The 19,385-nt window shown below is 69.2% G+C and carries 18 protein-coding genes; 5 read left to right on the top strand and 13 right to left on the bottom strand.

Going from position 1 to position 19,385, the window contains the following annotated elements; genetic code table 11:
• Positions 1–76: 76 nt before the first annotated feature.
• From ACAD63_RS19675 to ACAD63_RS19645, 7 genes are all read right to left on the bottom strand, one after another.
• Positions 77–1,306: a UbiH/UbiF/VisC/COQ6 family ubiquinone biosynthesis hydroxylase gene (locus tag ACAD63_RS19675; RefSeq protein ID WP_195430599.1), complete on the bottom strand. Its 1,230-nt coding sequence runs from the start codon at positions 1,304–1,306 to the stop codon at positions 77–79.
• Positions 1,287–1,772 (bottom strand): hypothetical protein, encoded by a 486-nt coding sequence (locus ACAD63_RS19670; protein ID WP_135704466.1) that lies wholly within the window; start codon positions 1,770–1,772, stop codon positions 1,287–1,289. Before ACAD63_RS19670 ends, ACAD63_RS19675 begins: the two co-directional genes overlap by 20 nt.
• Positions 1,769–3,160 carry an aminopeptidase P N-terminal domain-containing protein gene (locus ACAD63_RS19665; RefSeq protein WP_434033188.1) on the bottom strand — a complete coding sequence of 464 codons (1,392 nt, stop codon included), beginning with the start codon at positions 3,158–3,160 and terminating at the stop codon, positions 1,769–1,771. The genes ACAD63_RS19670 and ACAD63_RS19665 overlap by 4 nt, the downstream gene beginning before the upstream one ends.
• 118 nt (positions 3,161–3,278) lie before the next feature.
• Positions 3,279–4,016 (bottom strand): N-acetylmuramate alpha-1-phosphate uridylyltransferase MurU, encoded by a 738-nt coding sequence (gene murU / locus ACAD63_RS19660; protein WP_135704470.1) that lies wholly within the window; start codon positions 4,014–4,016, stop codon positions 3,279–3,281.
• On the bottom strand, positions 4,016–4,339 hold the full coding sequence (locus tag ACAD63_RS19655; RefSeq protein WP_133093742.1) for an AzlD domain-containing protein: 324 nt from the start codon (positions 4,337–4,339) through the stop codon (positions 4,016–4,018). The genes murU and ACAD63_RS19655 overlap by 1 nt, the downstream gene beginning before the upstream one ends.
• Entirely contained in the window at positions 4,336–5,037 is a 702-nt protein-coding gene (locus ACAD63_RS19650) for an AzlC family ABC transporter permease (protein ID WP_434034024.1), read from the bottom strand. Before ACAD63_RS19650 ends, ACAD63_RS19655 begins: the two co-directional genes overlap by 4 nt.
• 106 nt (positions 5,038–5,143) lie before the next feature.
• Entirely contained in the window at positions 5,144–6,178 is a 1,035-nt protein-coding gene (locus ACAD63_RS19645) for an aminoglycoside phosphotransferase family protein (protein ID WP_434033187.1), read from the bottom strand.
• Between the two features lie 200 nt (positions 6,179–6,378).
• Between ACAD63_RS19645 and ACAD63_RS19640 the strand changes: the two genes are divergently transcribed.
• From ACAD63_RS19640 to trpS, 5 genes are read left to right on the top strand one after another with little or no spacing between them, the layout of a single operon-like run.
• Complete coding sequence (locus tag ACAD63_RS19640; RefSeq protein ID WP_434033186.1) at positions 6,379–8,820, top strand: LPS-assembly protein LptD; 2,442 nt, start codon at positions 6,379–6,381, stop codon at positions 8,818–8,820.
• Between the two features lie 9 nt (positions 8,821–8,829).
• Positions 8,830–10,302 carry a peptidylprolyl isomerase gene (locus tag ACAD63_RS19635; protein WP_133093746.1) on the top strand — a complete coding sequence of 491 codons (1,473 nt, stop codon included), beginning with the start codon at positions 8,830–8,832 and terminating at the stop codon, positions 10,300–10,302.
• A 34-nt stretch (positions 10,303–10,336) separates the two neighbouring features.
• On the top strand, positions 10,337–11,440 hold the full coding sequence (gene pdxA, locus ACAD63_RS19630) for a 4-hydroxythreonine-4-phosphate dehydrogenase PdxA (protein ID WP_434033185.1): 1,104 nt from the start codon (positions 10,337–10,339) through the stop codon (positions 11,438–11,440).
• Between the two features lie 29 nt (positions 11,441–11,469).
• The gene (gene rsmA, locus ACAD63_RS19625) at positions 11,470–12,303 is read left to right on the top strand and encodes a 16S rRNA (adenine(1518)-N(6)/adenine(1519)-N(6))-dimethyltransferase RsmA (RefSeq protein WP_133094207.1); all 834 of its coding nucleotides are present in this window, start codon (positions 11,470–11,472) and stop codon (positions 12,301–12,303) included.
• Between the two features lie 56 nt (positions 12,304–12,359).
• A complete protein-coding gene (trpS, locus tag ACAD63_RS19620; protein ID WP_133093748.1) occupies positions 12,360–13,397 on the top strand; it encodes a tryptophan--tRNA ligase in 1,038 nt (345 codons plus the stop codon).
• A 123-nt stretch (positions 13,398–13,520) separates the two neighbouring features.
• Here trpS and ACAD63_RS19615 read toward each other — a convergent pair whose 3' ends face one another.
• From ACAD63_RS19615 to glyS, 6 genes are all read right to left on the bottom strand, one after another.
• Entirely contained in the window at positions 13,521–14,387 is an 867-nt protein-coding gene (locus tag ACAD63_RS19615; RefSeq protein ID WP_195430696.1) for a DMT family transporter, read from the bottom strand.
• A 59-nt stretch (positions 14,388–14,446) separates the two neighbouring features.
• Positions 14,447–14,854 carry a lactoylglutathione lyase gene (gene gloA, locus ACAD63_RS19610; RefSeq protein WP_029048797.1) on the bottom strand — a complete coding sequence of 136 codons (408 nt, stop codon included), beginning with the start codon at positions 14,852–14,854 and terminating at the stop codon, positions 14,447–14,449.
• 96 nt (positions 14,855–14,950) lie between these two features.
• Positions 14,951–15,805, bottom strand: a complete 855-nt coding sequence (locus tag ACAD63_RS19605) for a M48 family metallopeptidase (RefSeq protein WP_133093751.1) — start codon at positions 15,803–15,805, stop codon at positions 14,951–14,953.
• Positions 15,802–16,566 carry a lysophospholipid acyltransferase family protein gene (locus ACAD63_RS19600; protein WP_135704478.1) on the bottom strand — a complete coding sequence of 255 codons (765 nt, stop codon included), beginning with the start codon at positions 16,564–16,566 and terminating at the stop codon, positions 15,802–15,804. Before ACAD63_RS19600 ends, ACAD63_RS19605 begins: the two co-directional genes overlap by 4 nt.
• Before the next feature lie 46 nt (positions 16,567–16,612).
• On the bottom strand, positions 16,613–17,215 hold the full coding sequence (gene gmhB / locus ACAD63_RS19595) for a D-glycero-beta-D-manno-heptose 1,7-bisphosphate 7-phosphatase (RefSeq protein WP_133093753.1): 603 nt from the start codon (positions 17,213–17,215) through the stop codon (positions 16,613–16,615).
• Between the two features lie 31 nt (positions 17,216–17,246).
• Positions 17,247–19,370: a glycine--tRNA ligase subunit beta gene (gene glyS, locus ACAD63_RS19590; RefSeq protein ID WP_133093754.1), complete on the bottom strand. Its 2,124-nt coding sequence runs from the start codon at positions 19,368–19,370 to the stop codon at positions 17,247–17,249.
• Positions 19,371–19,385: the final 15 nt, after the last annotated feature.

Below are 19,385 nucleotides of genomic sequence, written 5' to 3'. Positions count from 1 at the left end.
TTGAGCATCGATGGCGCAATCTGTAGCGGGATCTGTGGCGCGTGGCGCACGCGCCACAGATCCCCGATGCCAGTTTTCAGCGGCGCATGCCGAACATCATGTGGCGCGCCAGCGCGTGCCGCAGCGGCGGCAGGCAGGCCAGTGCCGCCAGCGACGCCCCGCGGGCATGCGCGGCAAGCGGGTAGGGCACGCCGAACAGGCGCGGCAGCAGGTCGGTGACGCCGATGGTGACCGCGCGGTCGAGCCGATGCCGGCTGGCAAAGGCCTGCAGCGCCTGCGGCGTGCAGGCGGCACGCAGCGAATCGGCCAGCGCGAAGGCGTCGCGCAGGCCCAGGTTGAGGCCCTGGCCCGCCACCGGGTGCAGCGTCTGCGCCGCATTGCCGACCGCAGCGACGCGGCCGCTGACCGTGACCGGCGCGGCGTTCAGCCCCAGCGGGAAGGCATGGCGCTTGCCCGCCAGCGTGAAGTAGCCCATGCGGTCGCCGAAGGCATGGCCAAGCTCCAGCGCGAACTCCGCGTCGGGCAGCGCCAGCCGTCGCGCGGCCTGTTCGGGCGGGCAGCACCACACCAGCGCGTAGCCGGCAACGCCATGTTCGTCGTGGGGCAGCAGCGCCAGCGGGCCTTCGTCGGTAAAGCGCTCCCAGGCCCAGCCCGGCTGCGGCCGCGAGCAGGCCACATGGGCGATCACGGCGGTCTGCCCGTAGTCGCGCGTGCGCGCGCCGCGGCCCTGGTGCCGGGCCTGCTCGTGAAACAGGCCGCCCTCGGCCTGTATCGCCACCCTGGCGGTAAAGCGCGCGACCTGCCCGTCATGGGCGGTGCCAGTCAGCCGCACCGTGCCGCCGTCGGGATCGTCGCCAGTGCCGGCGGATGGCGCCTGCTCGATCTGGTCGATGCGGGTCTCGAATACGCGCTGCAGCCGGTCGGCGGGGCAAGCCTGCGCGGCGCGCGCGAGGGCGCGTTCGAGCACATCGCACAGCTCGCCATAGCGGACCACATAGCCCAATGCCGGCACGCCGTAGTCGTCATGGTGCAGCCGGACATGGCCGAAGCGGCCGCGCTGCGACACGTGGATATGCTCGATCGGGCTGCCGGGCACGGGCCACGCGCCGATCTGCTCGAGCAGCTGGCGGCTGCCGTGCGACAGCGCGATCGCGCGCGGGTCGCGCGCGGCGCGCGCCGGCGTGGCCGCATCGATCAGCGCGATGCGCCAGTCGGTGGTGCGCAGCAGCTGGCAGGCCAGCGCCAGTCCCACCGGGCCGCCGCCGACGATGGCGATGTCCTGGATATCAGCTGGCGCGGCCGGCATCGTCACTGCCTCCTGCATTGCCGCCGGTGCCATCGCTGCCGCCGATGCCAGTCTCGCCGGCCCCGCGCTTCCAGCAGATCGCGTCAGTGCGCGACTTGCCGGCCGCAGCGTCGCGCAGCGCATTGTCGAGCTTCTGCTGGCTGAAGCCGGGCAGCGCGCGCAATTGCTCGAGCAGCGCGGCATAGTTGGCGGCATCGGCCGGGACCACACAGCCCTGGCCGCTGTCGGGCGCGCCGACCAGGATCAGCCAGGCAGCGCCCGCCCAGGGTTCGCGGTTGGAGACGCGCACCACGACGCGTTCCAGCGTATCCCATGCGATTTCCTCGCGCTGCCCATCGGGGCGGTGCACCACGACGCGGTCGTCGAACAGGTTGATGATGAACGGTTCCGACGGGTTGCGCGGTTTTGCGGCCGCAGCCTGGGTGCTGCCCTGGCCGGGAAAGAGTCTGCGCAGCCAACCGATCATCGCCGGCCTCCGGCATCGCGCATCAGCGCTTCGATCTCGTCGGCATGCACCGGCACGCCGCGGGTGATCAGCTCGCAGTCGCCATCGGTCACCACGGCGTCATCCTCGATGCGGATGCCGATATGCCAGTAGCGCTCCGGCACGTCCTGCGCCGGTCGCACGTAGATGCCGGGCTCGACGGTCAGCACCATGCCCGGCTGCAGCGGCCGCCACGGGCGCTCGCCTTCGCCGGTGTGGCTGGCGACGCGGTATTCGCCCACGTCGTGCACGTCCATGCCGAGCCAGTGCCCGGTGCGGTGCATGTAGAAGCGGCGGTAGCTGCCGCTGGCCAGCACGTCGTCGAGCGTGCCTTCCTTGTTGCGGTCGAGCAGGCCGGTATCGAGCATGCCTTGCGCCAGCACGCGCACGGCGGCATCGTGCGGCACGTTGTAGGGCACGCCGGCGCGGGTTTCGGCGATCGCAGCTTCCTGCGCCGCCACCACCAGGTCATACAGCTCGCGCTGCGCGGGCGAAAAGCGCCCCGACACCGGGAAGGTACGGGTGATGTCCGAAGCGTAGCCGTCGAGCTCGCAGCCGGCGTCGATCAGGCACAGGTCGCCATCCTTCAGTTCGGCCGGGCCGGCGCGGTAGTGCAGCACGCAGGCGTTGGGGCCGGCGGCGACGATCGAGTTGTAGGCCACGCTCTGCGCGCCGTGGCGGCGGAATTCATAGAGCAGCTCGGCTTCGAGGTGGTATTCGCGCAGGCCCGGGCGCGTGGCGTGCATCGCGCGCACATGGGCGCCGGCGGAGATTTCGCCCGCGCGGCGCATGATGGCCAGCTCGCCCGCGTCCTTGAACAGCCGCATCTCGTCAAGCAGCGTGCGGATATCGATCGCTACCGACGGCGCCGACACCCCGGCACGGCCCTGCATGCGCACGGCGTCGAGCCAGCGGCGCATCTGCACGTCGGTGCGGGTCGACTCGGCCAGCGGGTAAGCGACCTGCGCGCGATTGGCCAGCAGCGGCGGTAGCGTCGCATCGATCTCTTCGAACGAATGCGCCTCGTCGAAGCCGAACGCGGCGCGCGCCCCTTCGGGGCCGTAGCGGAAGCCGTCCCAGATCTCGCGCTCCTCGTGCTTGGGGCGGCAGAACAGGATGCTGCGGTCGGCATCGGCCGGGTCGCCCGGCGCGCCGGCCACCAGCACCAGCACGGCCTCGGGCTCGGTGAAGCCGGTCAGGTAATAGAAATAGCTGTCGTGGCGGTACGGATAGTCGCTGTCGCGGTTGCGCATCGCTTCCGGCGCCGTAGGCAGGATCGCCACGCCACCGCCGCCGGCGCGCAGGTGCTGCAGCACACGGGCGCGGCGTTCGCGGCAGGCGGCGAGGAGGGCGTTGTCGGGTGCGGACATGGTGTGGCCTGGGGAAGAGGAGGATCAGGCCGATTCTAACGCCGCCGGGCGCGTTGCAGCGGCGGTGCTGCAAAAGGCGCGTCGCGCCACTGCCATGGCGCGCTTCCATACCCCTGATTCAACGCCCCACGGAGGCGACCGGCACAGGCGCAATACTGGCGTCCAGCTCTGCCAGCTGCGCCGGCGTCCCAACGTTTTCCCAGCGCCCGTCGAAACGTTCTCCGCTGGCGGTGCCGGCGGCGATCGCGGCGCGGTAGAAGGGTGTCATGGCGACCCGCGTGCCAGTCGCGATGCCGGCGAACAGGCGCGTATCGTACAGGCCGATATTGCCGAAGGTGAGGCGCTCGCCGTGGATCGGGTGCTCCTCCAGCGATAGCCGCCCTTGCGCGTCCATTCCGAAGTCGCCACGCGGATGGAACGCGGGGTTGGGCACCATGACCAGGTGCATGCGCGGCTCGGCGGCGCCGGCTATCGCGACGGCGCGGGGCAGGAGCTTGCGGAAGTCGTAGTCGCAGAAGATGTCGCCCGACACGGCCAGGAAGATCTCGCCGCGGGCCGGGTCGTGCGACAGCAGCGGCAGGGCCTTGGCGATGCCGCCGGCGGTTTCCAGCGCCTCGGTTTCGGGCGAGTACGCGATGCGCACGCCGAAGCGGCTGCCGTCGCCGAGCGCGGCTTCGATCTGCTCGCCCAGCCACGCATGGTTGATGACGATGTCGCGCAGGCCGGCGCGCGCCAGCGCTTCGATCTTCCAGACGATCAGCGGCTTGCCGCCCACGGCCAGCAGCGGCTTGGGGCAGGTATCGGTCAGCGGGCGCATGCGGTCGCCGCGGCCGGCGGCGAAGATCATGACCTTCATCAGAACAGGGCCTCCAGGGCAAGCAGCGCGGCCATGCCGCCGGCAATGGTCCAGCCGACGCTGCGGGTACGCGCGGCGATCAGGATGGCGACCACGCCGGCCACCAGCCGCGCATTGGTAGGGGTGAGCGCGAGCTCGCCGCCCTGCATCAGCAGGTCGGGGGCGATCAGCGCGGACAGCATGGCGGCCGGGACGAACTGCAGCGCGGTCCGGAACCACGCCGGCAGCCGCACGCGGCCTTCCACGGCAATGAATGACAGGCGGATCAGGAAGGTCGCCAGGCCGGCGGCCAGGAAGACCCATAGCAAGGTCAGCGCATTCATGCGGCCTCCTTGCCGACCGAGCCGGCCCGATCCGCCGCGCCGGCCCGGCGCGCGCCGGGGCGGTTGCCGCGGCCCAGTACCAGCATGCCGGCGGCGATGCCGCCCAGCGCCGCCACCATCAGCCCGAGCTTGTGCGGCAGGCCGTAGCAGGCCACCGCCAGTATGCTGGCGGCCACCGCAGCGGCCACGTGCGAGCGGTGCTTGAGACCGGGCACGATGATGCCGATGAACGTCAGCGGCAGGAAGAAATCGAGCGGCCAGTCGCGCGGCACCTGGGCGCCGACCAGCACGCCGGCCAGCGTCGACACCTGCCAGCTGGCCCACAGCGCGAAGCCGCCGCCGAAGTAGTACCAGTGGCGGTATTGCGCGCGCGGGCCGGTATCGTCCAGCCGGTGCGTCATCGCGGCGAAGGCCTCGTCGGTCAGCAGGTAGGCGATCAGCGCCTTCCAGCGGCGCGGCAGGTGGGCCAGCGTGGGCGCGATCGTCGCGGAATACAGGGCGTGGCGCAGGTTGACCATGGCCACCGTCAGCGTGATCACCACCGCGGGCGTGCCGGCGGTCCACAACTGGGTCAGGATCATCTGCGAGGCGCCGCCGAATACGATCGCGCTCATGGCACAGGCCAGCCACGCCGGCATGCCGGCGCCGACGGCCAGCACGCCGTAGATCAGGCCAAACGGCACCACGCCAAGCAGCATCGGCGCGAGCGCGCGCGCGCCGGCCAGCCATTCGCCGAGGGCGGTAATGGCGGCGCTGGCGTGGGCGGCGTGCGGCCGGGCCGGGTCGTTGGCGTCAGGCACGTCGTCAGAAGGTATAGCCGGCCGGGCTGGCCGCGCCTTCCAGCGCATCCAGCAGGCGGATCAGCTTGCGCAGCTCGGTATAGCGGCCGGCAACGTTGCGGGTGTACTTCAGCACCAGCGGCAGGTTGGCGAGGTAGCCGTCCTTGCCGTCGCGGTGGTACAGGCGGGCGAAGATGCCCAGCACCTTCAGGTGGCGCTGCAGGCCCATCCATTCGAAATCGCGGTAGAACTCGCCAAAATCGGCATTGACCGGCAGGCCGGCCTTGCGCGCGCGCTCCCAGTAGCGGATCAGCCAGTCGAGCTGCTGTTCCTCATCCCATTCGATATAGGCGTCGCGCCACAGCGAGACCGCGTCATAGGTGATCGGGCCGATCACCGCGTCCTGGAAATCCAGCACGCCAGGATTGGCGCCGCCGTCCAGCACCATCAGGTTGCGCGAGTGGTAGTCGCGGTGCACGTAGACCTGCGGCTGCGCCAGGTTGTTGGCAAGCAGTGTATCCATCACTTCACGCAGGTCGGCCTGCTGGGCGTCGCCCAGTGTGGCGCCAAGGTGTTTGGCCACGTACCACTGCGGGAACAGGTCGAGCTCGCGCTGCAGCAGCGCGCGGTCGTAGGCGGGCAGTTCGCCGGGGCGGGTGGCGGCCTGGATACGGACCAGCGCCGCGGCGGCGTCGGCATACATGCCATGCGCCGTGGAGTCGTCCAGCTGTGACAGGTAAGTCTGGCTGCCCAGGTCCGCGAGCAGCAGGAAACCCTGTGCCAGGTCCTGCGCCAGCACGGTCGGCACGGTCACGCCGGCCGCGCCGAACAGCTGACAGACGTGGATAAAGGGGCGGCAGTCCTCGTGCGCCGGCGGCGCGTCCATGACGATGGCGGTCGGGTGCGCCGGGTTGCCGGTGCGCACGCGGAAATAGCGCCGGAAGCTGGCATCGGCCGATGCGGGCACGCAGGAGTCGGGATCGGCGGACCATGCCGGGCCAAGGCCGGACACCCAGGCCTTGAGCTGGTCCAGGCGCGGGTCGTGGGGAAGAGCTGCCATACAGGAAGGGCGCGGAAAAATATCGTGGAGCGGGGCAAGCCGGCCGCAAGGGCAGGTTTGGATGCCCCGTATAATACCCGACCAGACCCGGGCGCCGGGCGGCCCCCGGGAGGGGCCTTCGTTGCCCCGCAGCCTGTTCTGGCAGGGGTTGGCGGCTTGCAGGCGGCCGCAGCCCACGCCGAGACTGACAACCCGTGCGAATGACCGAACAACGACGAACACCGAATAACAAGGCCTTGCTTTCGCCTGCCCCCTCTGGCGCCGCCGCCCGCGCCAGGCGCGCCGGCCGCCTGAACGCGGGCCGGCTGCGCCCGCTAGTGCTGGCCATGGCCGGGCTGTCGGCCGGCGCGCAGGCGCAGATGTCTGGCTCGGCGATTCCGGACCTGGACCAGGTCGAGCCGGTGTTCGAAGCCGCACCGCAGGTGCCCGAGCTGCCCGCGGTCTCGGGCGAACTGGTGCCGCGGCTGGCCGAGCCTCCCAAGACCAGCGAGCCTGATTCCGGCGCGCCGACGTTCATCGAGGGCGACCGCATGACCGGCTACAGCGAGCGCGGCGTCGAGCTCGAGGGCCATGCCGAACTGCGTCGCGACGGCGGCGTGGTCAAGGGCGACAAGCTGAGCTACGACCAGGATACGGACGAGGCCCATGCCGAGGGCAACGTGCGGCTGTCGCGCAGCGGCACGCTGGCAGTGGGGCCGGAGGCGAAGCTTAAGGTCGAGGCCAACGAAGGCTACATGCTGTCGCCCGACTACTACTTCCAGCAGACCGGCGGCGCCGGCAAGGCCGAGCGCATCGACTTCCTGGACAAGGACCGCAGCACCATCAAGCGGGCGTCGTACACCACCTGCTCGCCGGACAATGCGGACTGGTATTTCAGCGCCAACCAGATTGACCTCGACAGCGACCGCCAGGTGGGCGTTGCCTATGGCGGCGTGCTGAATTTCTTCGGGGTGCCGATCGCGGCAGCGCCGGCATTCAGTTTTCCGTTGAACGATGATCGCCGCAGCGGCTTCCTGGCGCCGTTGATGGGTTACGGCTCGCGCTCGGGTTTCGACCTGACCATGCCGTACTACTTCAACATCGCGCCGAACCGCGACCTGACCATCTACCCGCGCCTGATGACGGAGCGGGGCCTGCAGCTGGGCGGCGAGTACCGCTACCTGGGGCAGGGCTACTCCGGCCGCATCCGCGCCGAGTTCCTGCCTGACGACCAGAAGACCAACTCGAACCGCTGGGCCTACTCGATCCAGCACAACCAGAACCTGGCCAAGGGGCTGAACGCCTACCTGAACGTCAACCGGGTCTCGGACGACCAGTACCCGGACGACTTCAACCGCAGCGTGGCGCAGTCCGCGCAGCGCCAGTACGTGCAGGAAGGCGGCGTCACCTACAACTGGCAGGATTTCTTCCTGATGGCGCGGGTGCAGAAGTTCCAGACACTGCGCCCCAGCGAGCCATCGTACGAGCGCGTGCCGCAGCTCAACGGCAAGTACATCCGCTATGACCTGGGCGGCTTCGACGTGCAGGTGGAGGCCGACTACACCCGCTTCCGCATCCCGCTGACGTCCACGGGCTTCCAGCAGCCGCAGGGCGAGCGCATGTTCATCCAGCCCAGCATCAGCTACCCGATCGTGCGCGCCGGCTGGTACGTGACGCCGAAGGTCACGTTCAACGCGACCCAGTACCAGATGGAGTCGCAGGACAATACGCCCAACGCGCAGACCAATTTCTCGCGCGTGCTGCCCACCGTCAGCCTGGATTCGGGCATGACGTTCGAGCGCGAGGCGCCGACCATGAGCCGGCTGTTCGGCGTGAACTACCTGCAGACGCTGGAGCCGCGCCTGTTCTACGTGTACACGCCGTTCCGCGACCAGAGCCTGTTCCCGCTGTTCGACACGGTCCAGTCCGATTTCGGCTACGGCCAGATCTTCAGCGAGAACCCGTTCACCGGCTACGACCGCATCGCCGACAACAACAAGATCACCGGTGGCCTGACCACGCGCCTGATCGAGTCCGACTCCGGCATCGAGCGCTTCCGCGGCACCATCGCGCAGCGCTACGACTTCACCGGGCAGCGCGTGCAGCTCAATGGCACGCTGGCGGACCCCAAGCCCGGCGCCTCCGACCTGCTTGCCGCGACCACCATCCAGATGTTCCGGGGCTATTACCTGGACATGGGCTTGCAGTACAACCTGGATACCGACCGGGTCAACTACGGCAACGTGGCGTTTTCATACCGCCCCGAGCCGCGCAAGGTCTTCAACGCCGGCTACCGCTACCGCCGTCCGACCGCCGTGACCGACAACACCGCGATCGACCAGTTCGAGCTGTCGGGCCAGTGGCCGATCACGCGGCGCGCCTACGCCATCGCCCGCTTTGCCTTCGACCTGAGCGCGAGCCAGATGGTCGATACGCTGGCCGGCGTCGAATACGCCGCGGATTGCTGGGTCGGCCGCGTGGTCTACCAGCGTTTCCGCAACACCACGCAGGGCTATACCGGGCGGGTCTTCCTGCAGGTGGAGTTCCGTGGCCTTTCCAAGATCGGGTCCAATCCGCTGAACATCCTGCGCCTGAACGTGCCGGGCTACGAGCCTGTGTCCGCCAAGCCGGTGCCGACGACCCAGTACGATCACTATGAATGACGGATTAAGATGAAACGTCAAGAATTCGCCGTGTTTTCCTTTCTTATGACGTCGTGGCACCGCCTGCTGCTGCCGGCCGTGCTGGCCGCGATCGCCGTGCCGGCCGCCGCGCAGCTGAAGGCGCCGGGCGCGGGACGTGCCACCGGCATCTTCGTGCCGCAGTCGTCCGACGTCACCGCGCCGGCGAGCCAGCCCAAGCTCGGCGTGCCGCAGCCCGGTGACCAGAAGCGCTCGCAGCTGGTCGACGAGGTGGTTGCCGTGGTCAACAACAGCGTGATCACGCGCCGCGAGCTGCTCGACCGCGCCGACGAGATCGAAGGCCAGCTGCGCGCCGCCGGCCGTCCGGTCCCGCCGCGCGCGGACCTGCTCGGCGAGGTGCTGGAACGCCTGGTGATGGAACGCGTGCAGACCCAGGCCGCGCAGGAAGCCGGCATCCGCGTGACCGACCAGGAGATCGACCGCGCCATCGAATCGGTGGCGCAGCAGAACCGCATGAACGCCACCGAGCTGCGCCGCCGCGTGGAAGCCAGCGGCATGACCTGGACCAAGTACCGCGACGAACTGCGCAAGCAGGTCCAGGTGATTCGCCTGCGCGAGCGCGAGGTCGATTCCAAGGTTCAGGTCTACGACGGCGAGATCGACAACTTCCTGGCTGCCCGCGGCGGCCAGGCCGGCGCTACCGGCCCGACCGAATACAACGTGGCGCAGATCCTCGTGCGCGTGCCCGAGAATGCCTCGGAGGCGCAGAAGCAGGCGCAGCGCGCCAAGGCCGAGGGGCTGCTGAAGCAGGCCCAGGGCGGCGCGGATTTTGCGCAGCTGGCGCAAGCCAATTCGGAAGGCCCGGAAGCCGCGCAGGGCGGCGCCATGGGCTTCCGCGAGATCGGCCGCCTGCCGGCGCTGTTCGCCAACTCGGTGGTCGACCTCCAGCCTGGCGCCGTGGCGCCCCAGGTGGTGGAAAGCGCCGCGGGCTTCCATGTGGTCAAGCTGGTGGCCAAGCGCGCCGCCCCGGCATCCGGCACGGCCGCGGCAGGCAAGATCACGCAGACGCAGGTGCGCCATATCCTGATCCGCACCGGCCCCAACATGCCAGAAGCCGAGGCGCGCCGCCAGCTCAGCACGCTGCGCGACCGCATCACCCACGGCGGCGACTTTGCCGACGCGGCCAAGCGCTTCTCGCAGGACGGCTCGGCACAGAACGGCGGCGACCTAGGCTGGGTTTCGCCGGGCGAGCTGGTGCCCGAGTTCGAGCAGGCCATGAGCCGCCTGCGCACGAACGAGATCTCCGAGCCGGTGGTCACGCAGTTCGGCGTGCACCTGATCCAGGTGCTGAACCGCCGCGAGACCGAGCTGTCGCCCGAGAAGCAGCGCGACTTTGCCCGAGCCGAGGTCCGCGAACAGAAGCTGCGGGCCGCGTATGATGACTGGGTGCGCCAGCTGCGCTCGCAGGCGTACGTCGAGTACCGCATCAACCGGCAGCGCTGATACGCGCACGCGCCGCCGACTCGCCCACGCCGACATGCCTGACCCGCTATCCCTGGCCATTTCCACCGGCGAACCCGCCGGCATCGGCCCCGATATCACCATCGGGGCGTTGCTGCAGCTCGCCGGCGCCAACCATGGCAACAACGGCGGCAGCGGGCACTACCGCTTCCATGTGCTGGGCGATGCCCGCCTGCTGGCCGATCGCGCCGCGGCGCTGGGCGTGACGCACGCCTGGGAGCGGCGCATCGCCGACGGCGACGTGGTGATCGAGGATATCCCGCTGGCGGTCGCGTGCGAACCGGGCCGGCTGGACGCGCGCAATGGCCGGTACGTGCTGGGGCTGCTCGATGCCGCCATCGCCGGCTGCCGCCCGCATGGCCGCGCCGCGCCGCGCTTTGCGGCCATGGTCACGGCACCGGTGCAGAAGAGCACCATCAACGACGCCGGCGTGCCGTTCACCGGCCACACCGAATACCTGGCCGACAGTGCCGGCGTGCCGCGCGTGGTGATGATGCTGGCCGGCCCGCAGCCCGCGCACGACCACGCCATGCTGCGCGTGGCGCTGGCGACCACCCACCTGCCGCTGCGTGCGGTGCCCGACGCGCTTTCCGTCCCGCTGCTGTTGCAGACCCTGACCATCATCGATGCCGACCTGCGCCGCTACTTCGGCATCGCGCGCCCGCGCATCCTGGTCACGGGCCTGAACCCGCACGCCGGCGAAAGCGGGCACATGGGCCGCGAAGAGATCGACGTGATCGTGCCCGCGCTGGCGCAGGCCAAGGATGCCGGCATCGATGCGCGCGGCCCCTTCCCGGCCGACACGCTGTTCCAGCCGCGCCACCTGCGCGATGCCGACTGCGTGCTGGCGATGTACCATGACCAGGGGCTGGCGCCGCTGAAATACGGCACCTTCGGCCACGGCGTGAACATCACGCTGGGGCTGCCCTTCATCCGCACTTCGGTGGACCACGGCACCGCGCTGGACCTGGCTGGCACCGGCCAGGCAGAGCATGGCAGCATGATCGAGGCCATCCGCAGTGCGGTCACCATGGCCGGCCATGCCAACGGCCGCCATCCCGATGGCGCCGGCGCCAGCCATCCGGGCCATCCCAATCCTGGCTTGCAGCCGCCTTGCTGAAGCCGGACCTCATGCTGCAACATCGAACCATGCGTTCCAACGTGCACCAGGGCCATGTGGCCCGCAAGCGATTCGGGCAGAACTTCCTGGTCGACGACACCATCATCCACGGCATCGTCAATGCCATCAGTCCGCAAGCCGAAGACGTGCTGGTCGAGATCGGGCCGGGACTCGGCGCGCTGACCAGCCCGCTGCTCGAACGCATCCCGCAGATGCAGGTGGTCGAGCTCGACCGCGACCTGGTCGAGCGGCTGCGCCGCCGCTACGGCGAGCGCCTGCAGGTCCATGCCGGCGACGCGCTGGACTTCGACTTCGGTAAGCTGGAAGTGCCGGGCAGGCCGCTGCGCATCGTCGGCAACCTGCCGTACAACATTTCCAGCCCGCTGCTGTTCCACCTGATGCAGTTCGCCGACCGGGTGCGCGACCAGCACTTCATGCTGCAGAAGGAAGTGGTCGAGCGCATGGTGGCCGAGCCCGGCAGCAAGGCCTTCGGCCGGCTGTCGATCATGCTGCAGGTGCGCTACTACATGGAGCATGTGCTGGACGTGCCGCCGGGCAGTTTCAACCCGCCGCCCAAGGTCGATTCGGCCGTGGTGCGGATGATCCCGTGGCCGCGCCATCACGACGGCCGCCTGCGCTCGCCGCATGCCGATTGCGACATCACCGTGCTCGGCGACGTGGTCACCGCGGCGTTTTCGCAGCGGCGCAAGGTGCTGCGCAATACGCTGTCGTTCCTGCGCGACCAGGTCGACTTCGACGCGATGGGCTTCGACCTTGGCCGCCGCGCCGAGGAAGTGCCCGTTGGCGAGTATGTCGAGCTGGCCCGCCGCCTCGGCGGCGGCGCTGCGGGGCAGGCCGCCTGAAGCCCCAGATCAACGAATTCCGAATTTCCGCGACTTATTTCGTGCAAGACCGTTCCATGACAGCCCAAACCAGCCAAACCAACCGGCGTCCCGTGATCCTGACCGGCGACCGTCCCACCGGCCCGCTGCACCTCGGCCACTTCGTCGGCTCGCTGCAGAGCCGCGTGGCGCTGCAGGATTCGCATGAGCAATACCTGCTGCTGGCCGACACCCAGGCCATGACCGACAACGCGCACGATCCCGACAAGGTGCGCCGCAACGTGCTGGAAGTGGCGCTGGACTACCTGGCGGTCGGCATCGACCCGGCCAAGACCACCATCACCGTGCAGTCGCACCTGCCGGCGCTGGCCGAGCTGACGCTGATGTACCTGAACTTTGTCACGGTATCGCGGCTGGAGCGCAACCCGACCATCAAGGAAGAGATCCAGGCGCGCGGCTTCGGCCGCGATATCCCGGCCGGCTTCCTGTGCTACCCGGCCGCGCAGGCCGCGGACATCACCGCCTTCAAGGCCCAGGTGGTGCCGGTGGGCGAAGACCAGGCCCCGCTGATCGAGCAGACCAACGAGATCGTGCGCCGCATCAACAACCAGGTCGGCCGGGACGTGCTGCCGGAGTGCAAGGCGCTGATCCCCAAGTTCGGCCGCCTGCCCGGCGTCGACGGCAAGGCCAAGATGAGCAAGTCGATGGGCAACGCAATCGCGCTGGGCGCGTCGCCGGAGCAGATCAAGGCCGCGGTGCACAGCATGTACACCGACCCGAACCACCTGAAGGTGTCGGATCCGGGCCAGGTCGAGGGCAACGTCGTGTTCACGTACCTGGATGCGTTCGACCCGAACACCGAGGAAGTCGAAGCGCTGAAGGAACACTATCGCAAGGGCGGCCTGGGCGACATGGTGCTCAAGCGCCGCATCGAAGGCATCCTGCAGGACATGCTGGCGCCGATCCGCGCCCGCCGCGAAGAGCTGGCCAAGAACCCGGACTATGTGTTCGATGTGCTGCGCCAGGGCACGCAGAAGGCACGCGAACTGACCCAGCAGACGCTGGAGGAAGTGCGCGACGCGCTGGGGATGTTCTCGTTCGAGGCGCGCCGCTGATTGAACAGCATGCCGTCGCACGTCGGCGGTTTGTTCCCCTCTCCCGTGCGGCGGGAGAGGGGAACGTTCACAAGGGATAGCTGCTACGTTCGGCGCCCATGGTGAGCGAGCCGCGCCAGAGGCCTACGCCCGCCGATTCACCAGCACAATCCCCGCCAGCACCAACACCGCCGCCACCGCAAAGCGCGGCCCCACCACGTCGTGCATCAGCACCACGCCGAAAGCCACCCCGAACAGCGGCGTCAGGAAGGAAAACACCGACAGCCGTGACGCCAGGTAGCGCCGCAGCAGCCAGAACCACGCCAGGTAGCTGGCAAACGCGATCAGCACCGACTGGTAGAACAGGCTCGCCAGCACCACGCCGTCGATCTGCACGGTCGCGGTCTGGCCCGCTGCCATGGCCATCGCCAGCAGCAGCACCGCCGATACCGCCAGCTGGTACAGCAGCGTCTTGCTGGCCGGCGCGGTTGCCAGCGGACTGGCGCGCACCACCACGGTGGTGGCGGCCCACAGCGCCCCGGCCACAATGCCCAGCGCATCGCCCAGCAGCGTGCTGCCATGGGGCGACGGCGCCGCGATGCCATCGGCGAACGCCAGTGCCATGCCCACGAACGCCAGCGCCACGCCGAGCCATTGCCCGGCGTGCAGCCGTTCGCCCGGGACCACGAAATGCAGCCCCAGCGCGGTGAAGATCGGCGCGGTGTACAGGAACACCGCCATGCGCGAGGCCGTGGTGTGGCCCAGCCCGACGAAGATGCAGAAGAACTCGGCGCCGAACAGCAGCCCCGCCAGCAGGCCCGCGTTGAGCGTGCCGTCGCGGCGCCAGATCGGCGTGCCGCGCCAGGCGGCAAAGCCGAACACCAGCAACGCCGCCACCGCCGAGCGCACGCCGGCCTGCAGCACCGCGCCCATCAGCGGCGCGGTCACCTTGATCACCACCTGTTGCAGGCCCCAGGCGGCGCACAGCACCACCATCAGGCCCACCGCCATGCCGTCCAGCGGCCGGCGGCTCAGGGTTTGCGCGTCCACGGTCGCGGCCGATGGACGCGTTACGGGCGGCTGGCGTCGCGGGTGGAATGGCGCTCGATCAGCTCGATCTTGTAGCCGTCCGGGTCTTCGACGAAGGCGATCACGGTGGTGCCGCCCTTGACCGGGCCGGCTTCTCGGGTGACCTTGCCGCCGGCCGCGCGGATGCGCTCGCATGCCGCCGCGGCGTTGTCGGTCTCCAGCGCGATATGGCCGTAGGCGGTGCCCAGGTCATACTGGTCGACGCCGTAGTTGTAGGTCAGCTCCAGCACCGCGGTCTCGCTTTCGGGGCCGTAGCCGACGAAGGCCAGGCGGTACTTGTACTCGGGGTTGTCGCTCTCGCGCAGCAGCTGCATGCCGAGAATGCGGGTATAGAAATCGATGGAGCGCTGCATGTCGCCGACGCGCAGCATGGTGTGGAGGAGTCGCATTTGAGGGCCTTCAACTGTTTTAGGTATTCGAAGGCGCCATTTTAGTGCGTTTAGCCGAAACGCACCGGCCGCTTGGAAGTGGCTTGGAAGCGTGGCTTAAAAGCTCGGCAGCAGCTCGGGCGGATGCGCGCGCAGCTGCGCGCGGGCGTCGCGGAATTCCGGGAAGATCGATTCCACGGTCTGCCAGAAGCGCGGGCCGTGGTTCATTTCCTTCAGGTGGGCGAGTTCGTGCGCCGCGACGTAGTCGATCATCGACAGCGGGAAATGCATCAGGCGCCAGTTCAGCCGGATCTTGCCGTCCGCGGTGCAGCTGCCCCAGCGCGTGGCCGCCGAAGTCAGCGCAAAGCCGGTATGGCGCACGCCCAGTTTGCCGGCATAGACGTCGAGCCGCTCGGCCAGCAGCCGGCGCGCCTGCTGCTGCAGCCAGCCCTGCACGCGGTCCTTGATCTGCTGCTCGTCGGCGTGCGCAGGCAGCGCCAGGTGCAGCACGCGGCTGTCGGCATCGAACAGCAGCGCGCCGATCGGCGACTCCAGCGACAGCGTCAGCGGCTGGCCCAGGAAGGGCAGGCTGGCGCCGTCGCGCCACTGCACCGTGGGCAGCACGCGGCGTGCCTCGCGGTGGCGCCATTCGCCCATCTTGTTGAAGATCCAGCGCTGCTTCTCCAGGATGGCCGATTCGATGTCGGCCAGCGTGACCCAGCGCGGCGCGGTGATCGACAGGCCGCGGTCGTCGATGGTGAAGCCGATGGTGCGCCGCGACGAGCGCTTGAGCGTATAGTGCAGCGCGCGCTCGCCCACGTGCAGCAGCCGGGCATTGGGCTGCGGTACCGGCCATGCCGGCTGCTCCGGCACCAGCGGCGCCGCCGGTGCATGGACTATGGGAGCGGCTTCTGCCAGCGGCAGTTCCAGCTGCGCGCCGTCGGCTTCGGAGGCGGGGCGCAGCAGCTTCATGCGGCCGGCTCTACCCGTGCTTCGCTGCGGTAGCTGTCCGCGTCGATGCGGCGCATGTCGCGCTCGATCCAGTCGGCCACTTCCTGGTTGAGCTGGTCGGCGGTCTTGTTGGCCGAGGCGATCGGCGGGCCGACCGAGATCGTCACCATGCCCGGGTACTTGAGGAACTTGTTGCGCGGCCACACCCGGCCCGAGTTGACCGCCATCGGCAGCACCCAGGCACCGGTCTCGACCGCCAGGCGCGCGCCGCCGCTCTTGTAGCGCGGCTTTTCCAGACCCGACGGCGTGCGCGTGCCTTCCGGGAACATGATGATCCAGGCGCCTTCGGAGAGCCGCTCGCGGCCCTGGCGCACGGCCGAGGCGAAGGCGCGGGTGCCTTCCCTGCGGTTGATATGGACCATCTTCAGCATGCCCAGCGCCCAGCCGAAGAAAGGCACCAGCAGCAGCTCGCGCTTGAACACGAAGCAAAGCGGCCTGGGCATCAGCGCCACGTAAGCCACCGTCTCCCACGCCGACTGGTGCTTGGACAGCAGCACCACCGGCTTGTCGAGCATGCTATCCATATGCTCATGGCCTTCGATGCGGTACTGGATGCCGCAGATGCCGCGGGCGGCCCAGATCACCAGCCGCGGCCAGCCGCGCACGAAGCGGAAGCGCTGGTCGGCATTCATGAAGGGAAACACTACGAAGCAGGCGCAGGCGTAGGGGGGCGTCAGCACCAGCAGGTACAGCGCAAACAGCAGGGAACGGAGAAACGTCATGCGTGGGGGCGCAAAAAAGAGGGTCGGAGCCAGCGTCGGCAATGGCTTATTGTGCGGACTCGCGGGTGGCGCTGTGGTTGCCGCTGTCGTTGCCGCCGTCGTTGCCGGTCAGCCAGCGCGCAAAGGCGCGCAGGTCGTCATGCACCTGCGTGCCGGGCGGCAGGCCGCCTTTGTCCAGCGTCTTCATGCCCTTGCCGCTGCGCACCAGGTGCGGCGCGCAGCCGACCGCGACACCGGCCTCCAGGTCGCGCAGCGAATCGCCGACGATCGGCACGCCGCGCAGCTCGATGCCGAAACGCTCGCTGATCTGCTCGAGCATGCCGGACTTGGGCTTGCGGCAGTCGCAGCCGTCCGCGGCGGTATGCGGGCAGAAGAACACGGCCTCGACGCGCCCGCCCAGGCGTGCCAGCGCCGCGTACATCTTCTCGTGCATGGCGTTGAGCGCGCTCATCTCGAACAGGCCGCGGCCGATGCCGGACTGGTTGCTGGCGATCACCACGCGATAGCCGGCCTGGTTCAGCGCGGCGATGGCTTCCAGGCTGCCGTCGATGGGGATCCACTCGTCGGGCGACTTGATGAACTGGTCGCTGTCGAGGTTGACCACCCCGTCGCGGTCCAGGATGACAAACTTGGGGGGCGTCTGCGGCATGTGCGGCTCCGGTATCGCGTGCTGGCGGCGCTCAGGCGGCCAGCTTGGAGATGTCGGCCACGCGGTTGGCCAGCGCATGCAGCGAGGCCAGCAGCGCCAGGCGGTTGGCGCGCAGCTGCGCGTCCTCGGCCATCACCATCACGTCGTTGAAGAAGCGGTCGACGGCATCGCGCAGCTGGGCCAGGTCGCGCAGCGCGGCGGTGAAATCGCCGCTGGCGAAGGCGGCTTCGACGGCCGGGCGCACCTTCTCGATCGCCGCGTGCAGCGCGCCTTCGGCCTCTTCCTGGAACAGCGCAGGGTTCACCGCGCCGACCGGCTCGGTGTTCTTGCGCAGGATGTTGGTGATGCGCTTGTTGGCGGCGGCCAGGGCCTCGGCCTCGGGCAGCGCGGCGAAGGTGCGCACCGCTTCCATGCGGCCCAGCACGTCGTGCAGCTGGTCCGGGCGCAGGCTGACCACGGCCTCGACCTCGTTGGTGGTGTAGCCCTTTTCCTTCAGGTAGCCGCGCACGCGGTCGTACAGGAAGTCGGCGATGGCGTCCGGCGCCGGCTTGACCGCGGCAATGCCGGCGAATGTCTGCTGCGTCAGCGCCAGCAGCGACGTGACCGACAGCGCCAGCGGCTTCTCGATCAGCATGCGCAGGATGCCGAGCGCATGGCGGCGCAGCGCGAACGGGTCCTTTTCGCCAGTCGGCTGCAGGCCGATGCCCCAGATGCCGACCAGCGTTTCCAGCTTGTCGGCCAGCGCGACGGCGGTGCTGACCGAGCCTTCGGGCAGCGCATCGCCGGCGAAGCGCGGGCGGTAGTGTTCGGAGCAGGCCAGCGCCACGTCCTCGGCTTCGTCGTCGTGGCGCGCGTAGTACGTGCCCATGGTGCCCTGCAGCTCGGGGAACTCGCCGACCATGTCGGTCAGCAGATCGGCCTTGGCCAGCTCCGCGCCGCGCATCGCGGCCGCCTTGTCGGTGGCCACGCCGGCGGCGTTGAGCGCATCGGCGACATGGCCGGCGATCTGCTGCAGGCGCTGCACGCGGTCCAGCTGCGTGCCGATCTTGTTGTGGTAGACCACGCCGGCCAGCTGCGGCACGCGCGAGGCCAGCGTCTTCTTGCGATCCTGGTCAAAGAAGAACTTGGCATCGGCCAGGCGCGGACGCACCACGCGCTCGTTGCCGGTGATGATCGACTGCGGCGTCTCGGTGGCCAGGTTCGACACGATCAGGAAGCGGTTGCGCAGATGGCCGTCGGCATCCGTCAGCGCAAAGTACTTCTGGTTGGTCTGCATGGTCAGGATCAGGCATTCCTGCGGCACCGCCAGGAAGGCTTCTTCGAAGTGGCAGGCGTAGACCACCGGCCATTCCACCAGCGAATTGACTTCATCGAGCAGCGACTCGGGCATGATCACCTGGTCGGCGCCGGCCTCGGCCAGCAGCGCGGCACGCATGCGCTCGCGGCGTTCGCCATAGCTGGCCAGCACGCGGCCGGCCGATTCGAGCTGCTTCGCGTAGTCGTTGGCATGCGCGATCTCGATCGTGCCGTGCGACAGGAAGCGGTGGCCCTGCGTCACGTTGCTGGCCTGCAGGCCCAGCACCGACACCGGCAGGATCTCGCTGCCGAACAGCGCGATCAGGCTGTGCGCCGGGCGCACGAAATGCACGGTGCTGCCGTCAGGGCGCTGGTAGCTCATCACCTTGGGGATGGGCAACTTGGCAATGGTGTCCTCCAGCGCGGCCTGCAGCCCGGCGGCCAGTTCGGCGCCGCGTGCGGTGTAGCGGTAGAAGAAGGCCTCGGCCTTGCCGTCCGAGGCGCGCTCCAGCGACTGCCAGTCGATCTCGGCGACGCCGACCGACTTGGCCAGCGCGGCCAGCTTCTTGGCCAGCGGCGGGGTGGGCTCGCCGTTGGCGCCAAGCGCCACCGACAGCGGCAGGACCTTCTCGCGCTGCTCGCGGTCGGGCGCGCTGCGGCGCACGCCCGACACCAGCGCGGCGAGCCGGCGCGGCGTGGCGAACGGCGTCACAGTGGCGCCCGGCTCAAGCAGGTCGCGCTCGCCCAGGCCGGCGAACAGGCCCTGCGCGAAGGCGTCGCCCAGACGCGCCAGCGCCTTGGGCGGCAGCTCTTCGGTGAACAGTTCGATCAGCAGCGAGTCGGTCATGGGTTGCGACATGAATCGTATCCAACA

The organism is Cupriavidus sp. a3 (assembly GCF_051015765.1).
GTDB classification, from domain to species: Bacteria; Pseudomonadota; Gammaproteobacteria; order Burkholderiales; family Burkholderiaceae; genus Cupriavidus; species Cupriavidus oxalaticus_A.
This window is presented reverse-complemented; position numbering and strand designations above follow the sequence as displayed.

Bases quoted from the DNA above. Each gene is read 5' to 3' on its own strand.
- ACAD63_RS19670 (WP_135704466.1), bottom strand. From the start codon at position 1,772: ATGATCGGTTGGCTGCGCAGACTCTTTCCCGGCCAGGGCAGCACCCAG.
- murU (WP_135704470.1), bottom strand. From the start codon at position 4,016: ATGAAGGTCATGATCTTCGCCGCCGGCCGCGGCGACCGCATGCGCCCG.
- ACAD63_RS19605 (WP_133093751.1), bottom strand. From the start codon at position 15,805: ATGAAGCTGCTGCGCCCCGCCTCCGAAGCCGACGGCGCGCAGCTGGAA.
- ACAD63_RS19635 (WP_133093746.1), top strand. From the start codon at position 8,830: ATGAAACGTCAAGAATTCGCCGTGTTTTCCTTTCTTATGACGTCGTGG.
- pdxA (WP_434033185.1), top strand. From the start codon at position 10,337: ATGCCTGACCCGCTATCCCTGGCCATTTCCACCGGCGAACCCGCCGGC.
- trpS (WP_133093748.1), top strand. From the start codon at position 12,360: ATGACAGCCCAAACCAGCCAAACCAACCGGCGTCCCGTGATCCTGACC.
- ACAD63_RS19615 (WP_195430696.1), bottom strand. From the start codon at position 14,387: ATGGCGGTGGGCCTGATGGTGGTGCTGTGCGCCGCCTGGGGCCTGCAA.
- ACAD63_RS19640 (WP_434033186.1), top strand. From the start codon at position 6,379: ATGACCGAACAACGACGAACACCGAATAACAAGGCCTTGCTTTCGCCT.
- ACAD63_RS19665 (WP_434033188.1), bottom strand. From the start codon at position 3,160: ATGTCCGCACCCGACAACGCCCTCCTCGCCGCCTGCCGCGAACGCCGC.
- ACAD63_RS19650 (WP_434034024.1), bottom strand. From the start codon at position 5,037: ATGCTGCTTGGCGTGGTGCCGTTTGGCCTGATCTACGGCGTGCTGGCC.
- ACAD63_RS19645 (WP_434033187.1), bottom strand. From the start codon at position 6,178: ATGGCAGCTCTTCCCCACGACCCGCGCCTGGACCAGCTCAAGGCCTGG.
- gloA (WP_029048797.1), bottom strand. From the start codon at position 14,854: ATGCGACTCCTCCACACCATGCTGCGCGTCGGCGACATGCAGCGCTCC.
- ACAD63_RS19675 (WP_195430599.1), bottom strand. From the start codon at position 1,306: ATGCCGGCCGCGCCAGCTGATATCCAGGACATCGCCATCGTCGGCGGC.
- gmhB (WP_133093753.1), bottom strand. From the start codon at position 17,215: ATGCCGCAGACGCCCCCCAAGTTTGTCATCCTGGACCGCGACGGGGTG.
- ACAD63_RS19600 (WP_135704478.1), bottom strand. From the start codon at position 16,566: ATGACGTTTCTCCGTTCCCTGCTGTTTGCGCTGTACCTGCTGGTGCTG.
- rsmA (WP_133094207.1), top strand. From the start codon at position 11,470: ATGCGTTCCAACGTGCACCAGGGCCATGTGGCCCGCAAGCGATTCGGG.
- glyS (WP_133093754.1), bottom strand. From the start codon at position 19,370: ATGTCGCAACCCATGACCGACTCGCTGCTGATCGAACTGTTCACCGAA.
- ACAD63_RS19655 (WP_133093742.1), bottom strand. From the start codon at position 4,339: ATGAATGCGCTGACCTTGCTATGGGTCTTCCTGGCCGCCGGCCTGGCG.